This is a genomic window from uncultured Nostoc sp. (assembly GCF_964245445.1).
Lineage (GTDB): Bacteria > Cyanobacteriota > Cyanobacteriia > Cyanobacteriales > Nostocaceae > Nostoc.
The window spans coordinates 1-15,605 of sequence record NZ_CAXTNE010000069.1 but is presented as its reverse complement, the minus strand read 5'-3'; the positions used below and the strand labels follow the sequence as shown (position 1 = coordinate 15,605).

Genomic DNA, 15,605 nt, shown 5'->3' with positions numbered 1-15,605 from the left:
GTTCATACTCAAAAGCCATAAGAATAAATTAATGAAGATGTATTTAGATAGCATAAAAACAGATGAAGCTCTTGTGAGTTCACCTCATAAGCAGAAAATAACAATCAAAAGCGATCGCCTGAAAACTGCACAACTGGTTCATGCCTTTGCTAGTGTATTAATTCCTTTAATTGGAATGGTAATAGCAATTGCCATAGCTTCGCGTTCAGGAATTAGTCGAATAGAAGTAGGCCTGCTGATTTGTATGTACGTCTTGACCATGATAGGTATTACTGTGGGTTTTCATCGGCATTTTTCGCACTGTACCTTCAAGACACATACTTGGGTTAGAGTTACACTTGCCATTTTGGGGTCTATGGCTTGCCAAGGTCCTATCATTTTTTGGGTGAGTACTCATCGGCGTCATCACCAGTTTAGCGATCAATCTGGGGATAGCCATTCTCCATATGTCAAGGATGATGAACAGCTAGGTTTTCTCCAGGGTTTATGGCATTCTCACGTTGGCTGGACGTTAACCCAAGAAATCACTAATACTTTTCTATTTGCCAAAGACTTGCTTCGAGATCCTGTCATCTCCAAAGTCAACCAGCTTTACTACGTTTCGGTACTTCTGGGTCTTGTCATACCTGCTCTGTTAGGCGGAGTTTTGACCAAAACTTGGATGGGTGTTCTATCAGGATTCGTGTGGGGTGGTCTTGTTCGCTTGTTCTTCACATACACGGCTACGAACAGCATTAACTCAATCACCCATATTTTTGGTACCCGCCCCTTTGATACAGGCGATTGGAGTACAAATAATATCTGGCTAGCCATTCCCACTGGTGGCGAAGCGTGGCACAACAACCATCATGCTTTTCCAAACTCAGCAAAGTTCGGACTCGAATGGTGGCAATTTGACCTCGGTTACTGGGTAATTCGAGTTCTTGAAAAGATTGGTTTAGCCTCAGATGTTAAGTCTCCCACCCTAGGCATGATAGAAGCGAAAAAAGAAGCCAAAAAAAATCGTCTAGCTTAACTGGAAGCCGCTGTATTAAAAAACGTCTTACTTAAACCTCTAGAGGCACGATCAATGGAAATACAAAATATTGATGTCAACCAAATGCCTACGATTTCTGAGAATAACAACGCCGATGCTAGAAAGGAAGCACAAGAGCAGCCGCCGACTGCAACAAAAATTCAAGTTTGGCTTGTCTCCTATCTGGCAGAACAACTGGAAATTAACTCAAATGAGATTGATGTGACGATTCCCTTCGAGCGCTACGGTCTAGATTCCTCAGCAGCAGTAAGTCTGAGTGGTGACCTAGAGGAGTGGCTTGGATGTGAAATTGATCCTACTTTACTCTATGATTACCCCACTATTAAGGCTCTGGCGCGGCATTTAGCTGAGGAATTGAAAGTAAACGTGTAAGCCTTGGGAAAAACTCTCCAAAATTGGTGAGGCATATACCTCCTCAGCATTTTTTGACAATAAGCGTGCGGTTAACGGGTGAGCGTGAGGCGGTTTGCACCTAATGCTGGGTTTTGAAAATGAGCAACAATCAGGTTAATCAGTTTGTCAAAGTAAGGATATCAGTATGAATTCTGTGAAAACTCAAAATCCTGGTGCATCGGCAGAGGCGATTCAGCATCATTATGATGTGAGTAACGATTTTTATCGAATTTGGCTTGATAGCACAAACACTTATTCGTCTGCACTTTGGCAAGAAAACGATGACCTCGAATTAGCGCAGTTAAGAAAAATTGACTTTCATATTGAGCGGGCTAGAGCAAAGGGTGCCAAACGAGTTTTAGATGTGGGTTGCGGTTGGGGTTCCACATTAAAGCGCCTAGTGGAAATGCATGGTGTTGAGTATGCTGTTGGTCTGACCTTGAGCCTAGCACAAGCAGAGTGGATTGCATCGTTCAACCATCCACAAATTGAAGTTAAATTAGAGAGCTGGTTAGAGCATTCTCCAAAAGAACTTTACGATGCAATTATTTCCATTGGTGCCTTCGAGCACTTTGCTAAACCGGAGTCTTCCCAATCTCAGAAACTAGAGGGCTATCGTACATTTTTCCAGCGCTGTCACGAGTGGCTGAAACCAGGAAGCTGGATATCGCTTCAAACAATTGTCTATGGTAATTGTCGCAGAGAAGACATGAGCAAGTTCATAGGCGATGAAATTTTCCCTGAAACAGATTTACCTACTATTGCAGACATCGCCAAAGCGAGCGAACGGATTTTCGAGATTGTGGCACTTAAAAACAATCGCGAAGATTACGAACGCACGCTCAAGGTTTGGCTCAAAAGGCTAAAAGCGAACCGGAAAGAAGCAGTTAAACTGGTTGGGGAGGACACGGTTGCCAAATATGAAAAATATCTTAGCTTTAGTATGATTGGTTTCCATACTGGAACTATTAACCTATTGCGAATATCCATGCGCCGCATTGATAACCCTCGTAATTGATTGCCTGGCACATTAGTAATCATACGTGAAGTAAATGGAACCCATAGCAATTATTGGTATTGGCTGTCGTTTTCCGGGTGCTAACAATCCAGAATCATTCTGGCAGCTCTTGCGTAACGGGGTGGATGCCATTACCGAAGTACCAAAAGAGCGCTGGGATATTGACGCCTTGTATGACCCAAAGCCAGCTACTCCAGAAAAAATGAACACCCGTTGGGGTGGTTTCTTGGAGCTGGTAGATCAATTTGAACCAAGCTTCTTCGGCATTTCCCCTCGTGAGGCAGAACCGATGGATCCCCAGCAAAGACTGTTGTTGGAGGTGACTTGGGAAGCTCTAGAAAACGCCGCTATCGTACCGCAAAAGCTAGCAGGTAGCAGGACTGGAGTTTTTATCGGCATATGTAATGCTGACTATCACAGGTTGCTCTATCAGAATATACTTCGCATTAATGGGCACAGCGGCACAGGTACTGCTTTCTCTATTGCGGCTAATCGCCTATCTTATGTGCTGGATTTACGAGGGCCAAGCGTTGCAATAGATACTGCTTGTTCTTCCTCCTTGGTTGCAGTCCACTTTGCGTGCCAAAGTTTGCAGAGCGGTGAGTCCAATCTGTGCTTAGTTGGAGGAGTAAACTTGATTCTATCTCCTGAACCGAGCATAACTTTCTCTCAAGCACACATGATGTCAGCTGATGGTCGGTGTAAAACCTTTGACGCAAGTGCTGACGGTTATGTAAGAGGGGAGGGCTGTGGCATGGTGGTTCTTAAGCGCCTAAAGGATGCACTTCAGGATAAAGACAATATTCAAGCAATTATCAAAGGTTCAGCAGTTAACCAAGATGGTCTGAGCAATGGACTGACAGCACCCAATGGACTTTCCCAACAGGCGGTTATCCGTGAAGCCTTGGAAAATGCTGGCGTAGCACCAGTGCAGATTAGCTATGTTGAAGCTCACGGCACTGCCACTTCTTTGGGAGACCCAATTGAAGTTAAATCTCTAAAAGCCGTGCTAATGCAAAATCGTCAGCCAGACCAACTCTGTTGGATTGGCTCGGTTAAAACTAATATTGGTCATTTGGAGGCTGCTGCTGGAATTGCTGGACTAATCAAAGTGGTACTTTCACTACAACATAAAGAGATTACACCGCACTTGCACTTACAGCAACTAAATCCATATATTTCTTTTAAAGGAACTCGGTTCTCTATTCCAACTGAACGCCAACCTTGGATTGCTGGTACAGAAAAACTTTTAGCAGGAGTAAGTTCGTTTGGCTTTGGTGGTACCAATTGCCATGTGATTCTTGAAGAAGCGCCTGCTGTGACTTACTCCCCTAGCGATTTTGAACGCGAAATGCACCTGCTGACACTTTCTACAAAAAGTCAAAACGCGCTACAGGAATTGGCACAAAGTTACATGGATTTCGTGAGGTTTCATCCGGAGGCATCACTGGCGGACATTTGTTTCACTGCTAATGTAGGGCGATCGCATTTCAACCACCGCTTGGCAATTGTCACTGAATCTACTACACAGTTGATCGAGCAACTAACTGCTTTTACTACTGGGAAGCAGGCATCTGGAGTCATTAATGGAACTGTGGAGATTGTGAATCGCCCTAAGATAGTGTTTCTCTTCACCGGGCAAGGCTCTCAGTTTCATGGTATGGGACGCAAGCTCTATGAAACTCAACCCACTTTTAGGAAAATATTGCAGCAATGCGATCAACTCCTGAAACCCTATTTAGAGCAGTCACTGCTTGAGATACTCTACGGGACTACCCAGACAGCTCATCTGTTAGATGAAACTGCCTATACCCAGCCAGCCCTGTTTGCCCTAGAATATGCCCTTGCTGAATTGTGGCGTTCTTGGGGAATTGTACCAGATGCTGTCATCGGTCACAGTGTAGGTGAGTATGTTGCTGCATGTGTAGCTGGGGTATTCAGTCTGGAAGATGGACTTATGCTCGTTGCACAACGCAGTCGGTTAATGCAGTCTTTGCCAGATAATGGTGAAATGGCAGTGGTGTTTGCCGAACAGGAGAAAGTAGTCAACATTCTGACTCAGTATGAAACAGCGTCATCAAAAGTAGCGACAGACACTAGTGTGTCCATTGCTGCTGTTAACGGGTCAAACAACATCGTCATTTCGGGTTTAAAAGAATATGTGCAGTCGGCAGTTGAACAATTTGAGTCTCAAGGGATTACCGTAAAGCCTTTGCAAGTTTCTCATGCTTTCCACTCACCACTGATGGAGCCGATTCTTGACGAGTTTGAGTCTAAGGCAGCAACAGTAAACTTTCAAGCCCCACAAATTGCTTTTATTTCTAACCTGACAGGTGAAATTTTCAAGTCAGGAGAAATCCCAGATGCAAGTTATTGGCGTCGCCACCTGAGAGAACCAGTGCAATTTGCGGCGGGAATGAACACCCTAGCAGAACAGGGTTATAAAGTATTTCTCGAAATTGGCCCTCGCCCTACTTTATCAGGTATGGGTAAGCGATGCTTGCCGAACGTAAAAAGTACTTGGCTACCTTCATTACAGTATGGGCAAGATGACTGGCAGGTTTTATTGAAAAGCTTGGGGATATTAGACACTCAAGGAGTAGAAGTCAATTGGGTGGGATATGACCATGACTACCAACGACATAAAATCTCTTTGCCCACTTATCCTTTTCAGCGTAAAAGTTATTGGTTCGAGCCGGACGAAGAGAAAAACATCAATTCTATGGATTTGAAAAACTTAGATACACAACTAGTGAAACCACAGCTTAATACTGTTCAAAAAACGATATATAAAGAGAAAATAATATCACAATTAAGTATCCTTGTAGCTGGTTTACTCCAAACAGACTTGTCGGAAATTAATGTTTATGCACCTTTTTTGGAAATGGGTGCAGATTCAATAGTTCTGATTGAAGCTGTCAGAACTATTGAAAACACCTTTGGAATCAAGGTGACTATTCGCCAGATGTTTGAAGAGTTAACAAATATTGACAGTCTTGCAAGTTACATAGAGCAAAATCAACCCGAAGTTGCGATCGAGGAAAAATCAACAGAGCCTGAAATTATCGCTCAAAATCAACCCAACCAAACTATCCAGGAAGAAGCCCCAGAACCTGCAATTGCAATTGGTACATTATCCCAACTCCCACAACCAGCGCTTTTGACTGTGGCTGAGAAGTCTACATCTGTGCGTGAAAACGGGTTAGTAAATAAAACACCAGTAGTTGAAACAGGACTTGAGCGAATTATGGCTCAGCAACTACAACTCACGTCTCAAGTCATATCTCAACAATTGCAGTTATTACAAAACAATCATGTTGTCTCATCAATAGATGAGTCACAAGTAGGATTCATCAAAACCTCAAAGCCAGCAAGTCCAGCAAACAATTCGGTTAAAGGAACAAAAACTCAAGAACCTTTAAGTTTGCAAAGAATCACAGCAGGAGGAGCAGAAGGGCTAAATTCTCAACAACAGCAACACTTAGAGGCATTGATTGCACGCTATGCCAAGCGCACACAAGGGTCAAAACGAGCAAAGCAATCTTATCACCATATTCTAGCTGACAGCAGAGCTGCGGCGGGATTCCGTCCTTCTATCAAGGAAATGGTTTACCCCATTGTTTGCGATCGCTCTGGTGGTTCTAGGTTTTGGGATGTGGATGGTAACGAGTATGTAGACATCACAATGGGCTTTGGCGTGCATCTATTTGGTCACAATCCGCCCTTTGTCATAGAAGCTTTACAAGAACAGATAAAACTTGGTATACAACTAGGTCCCCAATCCAGTCTAGCGGGCGAAGTGGCAGAGTTGTTGTGCGAACTGACGGGCACAGAACGCGTCACCTTTTGTCAGTCAGGTACAGAAGCCGTAATGACATCACTGCGTTTAGCACGAATGGCGACAGGACGCACAAAGATTGTCCTATTCTCAGGTTCTTATCATGGGCATTTTGATGGAGTTTTAGCTAGAGCAGAAGCATCAGATGACGAGCAGGTTTCTGTACCGTTTGCTCCCGGTATATCGCCACACATGGTTGAAGACGTTGTGGTACTCGATTATGGCGATCCTGGTGCATTAGAGTATATCGAAGCTCATGCTCATGAATTAGCTGCGGTTTTGGTTGAACCCGTACAAAGTCGGCGACCCGATTTACAACCCAAAGAGTTTTTACAGCACTTGAGGCAAGTAACCGCAAAAGCAGGCACAGTCTTGATTTTCGATGAAATAATTACTGGCTTTCGCATTCATCCGGGTGGTGCACAAAAATACTTTGGTGTAAAAGCGGACTTGGCAACTTACGGTAAAATTTCTGGTGGTGGTCTGCCGTTTGCAGCAGTAGCTGGTAAAGCTACCTTGATGAATGCAATCGATGGTGGTCAGTGGAATTACGGTGACGATTCGTATCCTGAAGCAGAAAGGACATTTTTTGCAGGTACTTTTAACAAATATTCTCTGGCTTTGGCGACCGCAAGAGCGGTACTTAAACATCTTAAAAACCAGGGATCGGGTCTTCAAGAGCAATTAAATCAACGCACAGCACAGTTAGCCCAAACACTCAATACCTTCTTTGAACAAGAGCATGTGCCTATTCAAGTGGTTTATTTTGGCTCACTGTTCCGCTTTAGCTTTAAGAAGAACTTGGATCTGTTTTTCTACCACTTAATTGAGAAAGGTGTCTACGTTTGGGAAGGACGCACTTGTTTTCTGTCCACAGCGCATACAACTGCCGATATTGAGTATGTGATTCAGGCTGTGAAAGAAAGCGTAGCCCAAATGCAAGCAGAAGGTTTTCTACCCGAACGTTCACCCAACTTGAATGGATCAAAAAGCAATTCGACGAATTCATTCTTAGCTAAAAGTTCTAATCAGGAAGCTGCTATTTGGCCACAAACGACTACAATGCCTTCGGGGGGTATCGTAGAACCTGTAAATGTTCCGAAAATATTCACATCATTGACAACAGTCTCTGATTCTGATCAAGTAGTAAAGTCTGATGCTGTACTTACAGTCCCATTAACAGAAGCACAAAAACAACTCTGGGTTTTAGCGCAAATTTCAGAAGAAGCATCGAGCGCTTATAAAGTTTCTATAAATCTGCAATTACGAGGTTCGTTGAATTTAACAGTACTACATCAAGCAGTACAGAAAGTTGTAGAGCGTCACGAGGGTTTGCGAACGACTATCGGTAGCCAAGGAGATTTTCAGCAGATATTGCCATTCTTGAAAGTTGATATTCCTTGCATTGACTTCTCAAATGTTGATAGTTGTGAGCGTGAGTCTAAAGTCACTGAGTGGTTTAAACAAGAAAGCCTAAAACCTTTTGACCTGACTCAAGCACCTCTGTTCCGTTGTTACGTTCTTAAATTAGAAGAACAGCTACATCTACTGGTTATGACAGCTCATCACATTGTCGTCGATGGCTGGTCAATAAACGTTATCCTGGAAGAATTAGGTGCATTTTATTCACAAGAGTGTCAAGGTGAAGTTTGTCAACTCAAGCCACCAATGCAATTTAGGGAATACATTAATTCGCAGGAACAGCAAAGTCAAACTGAGGAAATGGCAGCCCATGAATCCTACTGGTTGGAAAAATTTGCTAGTTCAACTCCTGTTTTAAACCTGCCAATAGATCATCCTCGTCCTCCAATAAAAACATATAGGGGTAATAGGCAAACGCTGCGGCTGAATGCAAGCCTTTATCGTGAAGTGAAACAGTTGAGCACCCAAAAGGGTTGCACCCCGTTTATGACTCTCCTTTCTGCATATACGGCTTTTCTTCACCGATTGACAAACCAAGAGGATATTGTAGTAGGTATCTCTTCTGCTGGGCGGTCTTCCGCAAGTAATGAAAAGCTTGTTGGGTACTGTTCTCACCTATTACCTATCAGAAGTTGTATTGATGAAAATTTGGCATTTTCCGAATATCTTGGCAAAATGAAGGGTGTCTTGTTAGAGGTTTACGAAAATCAAGATTATCCTTTCGCTTGGTTGCTTAAACAACTAAAATTAGGTCGAGATGCAAGCCACTCTCCTCTGATTGCAACCATATTTAATTTAGACCGACCTGTAGCTGTGCCAAAAATGTTTGGACTGGAGACAGAAATTTTCTCTCCACCAATCGCTTTTACTGGATTCGACATCAGCTTTTATGTTATTGAAATGGGAGATGAGCTGGTGTTGAATTGTGATTACAACACAGACTTATTTGACGCTGCCACAATTAGCCGGATACTAGGGCATTTCCAGACCTTGGTGGAGGGGATTATCTCTCATCCCGAACAACGCCTTTTTGAATTGCCTCTGCTAAGTGAATCTGAGCAACATCAGTTACTTGTGGAGTGGAACAACACTCAAGCAGATTATCCCCAGGACAAGTGTATTCATCAGTTGTTTGAAGCTCAGGTAGAACGTACACCAGATGCGATCGCTGTCACCTTTGAGCAGGAACAACTGACCTACCAACAGTTAAATACCCGTGCAAATCAGCTAGCACACCATTTACAAACATTGGGTGTAGGAGAAGAAACCCTAGTAGGAATTTGCACAGAGCGATCGCTCTTAATGGTCATTGGTATCTTGGCAATTCTAAAAGCTGGCGGTGCTTACGTCCCACTAGATCCAACCTATCCAAAAGAACGGTTAGGTTATATGTTGGCAGATGCTCAACTCTCGGTACTATTAACCCAAAAACATTTATTAGAAACATTACCTGTACATAAAGGACAGACTCTATGTTTAGACCAATACGAAAATTTATTCATCACGCAAAGTACAGCTAACCTAAGTAGTAAAGCCACATCTGAAAACTTAGCTTATGTAATTTACACTTCCGGTTCCACAGGTCAACCCAAAGGTGTATTGATCAACCATAGTAATGTTGCACGTCTGTTTACGGCGGTGCAGCCTTGGTACAACTTTGATCAACAGGATGTTTGGACTCTGTTTCATTCCTATGCCTTTGACTTCTCCGTTTGGGAAATTTGGGGTGCTTTGCTTTATGGTGGGCGGCTTGTTATTGTTCCTTACTCTGTCACTAGATCACCAAACGCATTTTATGAATTATTGCTCAAAGAGCAAGTTACAGTTTTAAATCAAACTCCCTCAGCGTTTCACCAACTTATTCAAGTAGAGACTGCTAATCAGACTGAAAATTTAAATCTGCGTCTAGTTATTTTTGGTGGTGAAGCTTTAGATATCCAAAGTTTGCAACCTTGGTTTGCGCGTCATGGAGATAAATCGCCCCAACTGGTGAATATGTACGGAATTACAGAAACAACCGTCCATGTTACCTATAGACCCTTAACTGTAGCTGATTTGCAAACAACAGGTAGTATGATTGGTAGACCAATTCCTGATTTACAAGTCTATCTGTTAGATAAAAATCAGCAATTAGTACCTATTGGCGTTCCTGGTGAAATGTACGTTGGTGGCGCTGGTGTAGCTCGCGGCTATCTTAACCGCCCAGAGTTAAGCGCCAGTAAATTTATCGCCAACCCCTTTAGCCACGAAGAAGGGGCACGGCTGTACAAAACTGGAGACTTAGCCCGATATTTGCGTGATGGCAACATTGAGTATCTCGGTCGAATTGATAACCTAGTGAAGATTCGCGGCTTTCGTATAGAGTTGGGAGAAATTGAAGCAGTGTTGTCTGAGCATCCTCAAGTGCAGCAGGCGGTGGTGATTGCCAGAGAAGACACTCCCGATGACAAGCGCTTAGTGGCATATGTCGTCTCAAACCAGGATCAATTCTCTACTAGTGAACTGCGCGGCTTCCTTAAGGAAAAACTGCCCGATTACATGGTGCCATCAGTTTTTGTCATGCAGTCGGTTTTGCCTCTAACATCTAATGGTAAAGTAGACCGTAAAGCTCTACCAACACCAGATTTATCTACAAGTGATTTGTCAGAAGGCTTCGTTGCACCTAGTACTCCTACAGAGGAAATATTAGCTAAACTTTGGATGGAAGTTCTCGGGCGAAAACAAGTAGGCATCTACGACAACTTTTTTGATATTGGTGGTCATTCACTCCTGATAATTCAAGTAGGGAACAAAGTTAGAGAAATCTTTAATAGCAATATCTCAGTCACTGACTTGTTTAAGTATCCAACTATAAGTAATTTGGCTAAATATTTAAGCCAAGAAAATAATGTAGAACAAACTGCCCTTGCCCCAAGTGATGAGTTAGCCAAAAAGCAAAAAGAGGCTATCAAAAGACAAAAGCAACTCATGAAGCAGAAGAGGAAAGCAAATGTATAATTGGGAAGCTCAAGATTCTTTAGAACCTATAGCCATAATTGGCATGACTGGTCGTTTTCCAGGAGCTAACAGCGTTGATAAATTTTGGCAAAATTTAGTCAACGGTGTAGAGTCAATTACATTCTTCACGGATGAAGAACTCATCGCTTCAGGTGTAGACCCGGCTTTACTCAATTCTCCTAACTATGTCAAAGCTAAAGGAGTGTTGGAAGACATTGAAATGTTTGACGCTCTCTTCTTTGGCTTTACACCCAAGGAAGCTGAATTAATGGATCCCCAGCACCGCCTCTTTTTAGAGTGTGCTTGGGAAGCTCTTGAAAATGCTGGTTATGACTCTGAAACATACAATGGTCGAATTGGTGTTTACGCTGGCGCTGGTTTGAATATTTACCTGGCAACAAACTTAATGTCAAACCGCGACTTGATCGAATCAGCAGGCAGTTTACAAGTTTCAATTGGCAATGATAAAGATTATGTGCCTACACGAGTTTCTTATAAATTGAACCTGACAGGACCTAGTATTAACGTTAATACTGCCTGTTCTACTTCGTTGGTGACTGTTCATTTGGCGTGCCAAAGCTTGCTAAATTATCAATGCGATATGGCACTAGCAGGTGGTGTTTCCATTTATACTCCACAAAAAGAAGGTTATTTTTACCAAAACGGCGGTATTGCCTCTCCTGACGGACACTGCCGAGCTTTTGATGCTCATGCTCAGGGAACTGTCGATGGCAGTGGTGTTGGCATTGTTGTGCTGAAGAGGTTAGAGGATGCTTTGGCAAATGGTGACTACATTCATGCAGTTATTAGAGGCTCTGCTATCAATAACGATGGTTCGTTGAAAGTGGGCTACACTGCTCCAAGTGAGTCCGGTCAGGCGGCTGTGATTTCAGAGGCTCTGGCAGTAGCAGGAGTTGAGGCTGAGGACATTTCATATATAGAAGCGCACGGAACTGGAACAACTCTTGGAGATCCAATTGAAATTGCAGCACTGACCCAAGCTTTTCAAACCAGTACTCAGAAGAAGGGCTTCTGTGCTATAGGTTCCGTGAAAACCAATATCGGACATCTTGATGCAGCCGCTGGAGTGGCGGGTCTAATTAAGACTACCTTAGCGCTGAAACACAAATTGCTGCCTCCTAGCGTGAACTTTGAAAAACCATCACCCAATATTGATTTTGCCAATAGTCCATTTTACGTCAATAAAACGCTGTCCAAATGGACAACAGATGGAACACCCTGCCGTGCTGGGGTCAGTTCCTTTGGCATTGGGGGTACTAATGCCCATATTGTCTTAGAAGAAGCACCTGTTGACCAGACGCAAGATATAGCGTTTCAACATTCCAGACCTTGGCAACTACTATCGCTGTCTGCTAAAACCAGTTCTGCGCTGGATGAAATGACTGCAAACTTAGCTGCGTACTTAAAACAGCATCCCGTTGACCTTGCTGATGTAGCTTACACGCTTGCTGTTGGTCGTAGAGCTTTTGAGCACCGACGGATTGTAGTATGCCAAGAGCTTAATGAAGCTGGAAATGCATTGGAGCCAATTGATCCGCAACGAGTTTTTACAAGCTTTCAGGAATTCAAAGAGCGGTCTGTGGTGTTTATGTTTTCAGGGCAGGGTTCTCAGTATGTGAATATGGGGCGCGAACTCTACCAGACTGAACCGACATTTCGCGAGCACATCGATTTATGTTCGCAAATCCTCAAACCTCATTTAGGATTTGACCTGCAATCCGTATTGTATCCTCAAGAGGAATTAGCACAAGAAGCAGCAGAAAAACTTAAACAGACAGCTATTGCACAGCCAGCTTTGTTTGCGATCGCCTACTCCCTAGCTCAACTGTGGATGTCTTGGGGCGTGCGTCCAAAAGCAATGATTGGTCATAGTATCGGTGAATATGTAGCAGCAACTCTAGCTGGTGTTTTATCTTTAAAAGATGCTTTAGCTCTAGTAGCTTCACGAGGGCAACTCATGCAACAATTGCCAACAGGGGCAATGCTTGCTATTCATCTTCCAGAAAAAGAGGTGCAAGCCCTCCTAAATGCAGAGATGCATACAAAGTCTTTACAAATTGCTGCCATTAACGGGCCATCCCTTTGTGTGGTTTCAGGTCCCAAGGATGATGTGGAGGCATTGCAGAACCAGCTTGCAGAAAAAGGTGTAAACTGCCGACGGCTGCATACTTCTCATGCATTCCATTCCCAGATGATGGACCCGATTTTGGAACCTTTCACCCTTGCAGTCAAAAAAGCAACTCTCAATCCCCCACAAATTCCCTACTTGTCCAATGTCACTGGCACCTGGATTACAGCATCACAGGCAACAGATCCAAGTCATTGGGCAAAGCATTTGCGCTCTTGTATACGCTTTTCGGAAGGACTGCAACAGTTGTTGAAAGAACCCGAGCAAATCTTGCTAGAGGTTGGCCCTGGAAGAACGTTAAGTACATTAGCCACACAGCATTCAGATAAGACAGCAAAGCAAGTTGTGCTAACTTCGTTACGTCATCCGCAAGACCGTCAATCAGATGTAGAGTTTTTGCTTACTACATTAGGCAAGCTTTGGCTTTTTGGCGTAAAAGTGGATTGGTCTGGATTTTATAGCCAGCAAAAACGTCTTCGCGTTCCCTTACCGACATATCCCTTTGAGCGTCAGCGTTATTGGATTGAACCTCAAAAACAGTTAGATCATAACCGTGAATCTCAGGTATCACTGGGCAAAAAACCAAATGTCGCTGACTGGTTTTACTTACCTTGTTGGAAAACATCTATACCACCAGTGTCTCTTGCAAATGAAGAGTTAGTGGAAAGGAAATCATCGTGGCTGGTATTTGTTGATGATTGCGGTTTGGGTTCCCAAATTGTAGAACGATTGGAACAGGATGATTGTGATGTTATTATTGTTAAAGTTGGAGCAGAGTTTACTCAGCAGAGCGATCGCGCATATACTCTGAACCCTCAACACCCTGATGACTACAATACTTTAGTTAGAGAAATTTTAGCGCAAAGAAAGTTCCCAAACACAATTGTCCATTTGTGGAGTGTCACAAAGAACAGCCAAACAATATCAAGGCTTGAAGAGGTTGACAAAGCTCAAGATTTAGGGCTACACAGTCTAATCTTTCTAGCGCAGGCACTTGGGAAAGACAATGTTATGGATGAGATTCAACTGACTGTTATTTCAAATAATGTACAGCCAGTAACTACAGAAGAGGAACTGTGTCCCGAGAAAGCGACCATGTTGGGAGCAATTAAGATCATTCCGGAAGAATACTCCTCAATTAGCTGTCGTAGCATTGATGTTGTACTTCCCAAATCAGGAACTAGAACTGAAGGCAAGCTTATAGACCAGCTACTCAACGAACTACAAGCAAAATCCTCCGACCTATTTATTGCCTACCGTGGTCTTCACCGTTGGGTACAAACCTTTGAACCAGTCCAATTGAATAAGCCCAGTGAAACAAATCTCAGGTTAAGGGAAGAAGGAATCTACTTGATTACAGGTGGTCTTGGAGGCGTTGGATTTACGCTAGCGGAACATCTGGCGAAGACTGTAAAAGCCAAATTAATTCTGTTAGGTCGTTCAGCTTTTCCGGCACCAGATGAGTGGGTTGAATGGTTTGCTAATTACGGTGAAGATAATGATATCAGCCGCAAGATTCGGAAAATTCAAGAACTCGAACAACTAGGGGCAGAGGTTTTGGTTGTCAGCGCCGACATAGTTAATGAAGAACAAATGCAAGCAGCGATCGCTAAGGCTCAACAGCGGTTTGGTTCAATAAATGGTGTTATCCATACCGCTGGAGTTATTGATTATGCAGGTGTTATTCAAAGAAGAACAAAAGAAATGACAGACAGTGTTCTAGCACCAAAAGTGAGGGGTACATTGGTACTCGCTAAGCTATTAGAACACGTTGAACTAGATTTTTTAGTTCTTTGTTCATCTATAGGTGTTGCACTGTATAAAACAAAATTTGGTGAGGTTAGCTATGTTGCTGCTAACGAATTCCTTGATGTTTTCTCTTATTACAACATTTGTCAAAATGGAACTTTTACAGTTAGTATTAACTGGGATGATTGGCAAGAAGTTGGAATGTCAGTAGAGGCAGTTAAAAACGCTGTCGAAATCAACTACATTATTGAAGGAAAATACCTCCAGAATGCACTACTTACTTCAGAAGGTGTTGATGTTTTTAGGCGTATTCTGGACAGTTCATTCCCCCGAATTGCAGTATCAACTGAAGATTTAACGACTAGGATTAAGCTAAATAATTCTTTGTCAAAAATTGATTTTGAAAGCTTAGGAAAAGTTACTATATCCCAAACGACACACCCACGACCTGAACTCACTAATGCTTATGTTGCTCCTCGCAATGAACTTGAGCAAACTATTGGCAAAATTTGGCAACAATTACTGGGTATTGAAAAAGTGGGTATCTATGATAACTTTTTTGAACTAGGGGGACATTCATTACTAGCCACTCAAGTTATTTCTCGGGTTCGTGAAGCCGTTCAAGTGGAACTTTCCTTGAACAACCTGTTTGAAGAACCTACAGTAGCTGGCATCTCTGCTTTAGTAGATAAGATTATTTTAACAACCCAAAAGCGACAGATAACGACTAATGATTTTGTGGGTGAACGAGAGGAGATAGAGCTATGAAAAACACAAAGAGTTTTTGTTCTATTTTACATAACTTAGATGTCAGGCTTTGGAGCATAGACAATGGTTTCGCTCTCACGCTGCTAAAATAACATTGACATCAGATTTGCGCGGGAGATATATCAATAGAAAGTGATTGCTATTTTGTGGCAAAAAGGAGATATATTGATGTTAGATAATATGTAAGGATTCAGGTGGCAGAGTATTGACAAGGGGGACACTTGAGGGGGAGTAT

5 protein-coding genes are annotated in these 15,605 nt (G+C 42.9%); all 5 read left to right on the top strand.

The features are described 5' to 3' along the window. Window positions 1-31 precede the first annotated feature (31 nt). A complete protein-coding gene (locus ACFE90_RS13980) occupies window positions 32-1,015 on the top strand; it encodes an acyl-CoA desaturase (protein WP_335186906.1) in 984 nt (327 codons plus the stop codon). A 54-nt stretch (window positions 1,016-1,069) separates the two neighbouring features. Then, window positions 1,070-1,408 (top strand): acyl carrier protein, encoded by a 339-nt coding sequence (locus ACFE90_RS13975; RefSeq protein ID WP_335186904.1) that lies wholly within the window; start codon window positions 1,070-1,072, stop codon window positions 1,406-1,408. 166 nt (window positions 1,409-1,574) lie between these two features. Further along, window positions 1,575-2,447, top strand: a complete 873-nt coding sequence (locus ACFE90_RS13970; protein WP_335186902.1) for a cyclopropane-fatty-acyl-phospholipid synthase family protein — start codon at window positions 1,575-1,577, stop codon at window positions 2,445-2,447. A 34-nt stretch (window positions 2,448-2,481) separates the two neighbouring features. Further along, window positions 2,482-10,704: an amino acid adenylation domain-containing protein gene (locus ACFE90_RS13965; RefSeq protein ID WP_375501417.1), complete on the top strand. Its 8,223-nt coding sequence runs from the start codon at window positions 2,482-2,484 to the stop codon at window positions 10,702-10,704. Then, complete coding sequence (locus tag ACFE90_RS13960) at window positions 10,697-15,370, top strand: SDR family oxidoreductase (protein ID WP_375501415.1); 4,674 nt, start codon at window positions 10,697-10,699, stop codon at window positions 15,368-15,370. Before ACFE90_RS13965 ends, ACFE90_RS13960 begins: the two co-directional genes overlap by 8 nt. Window positions 15,371-15,605 lie beyond the last annotated feature (235 nt).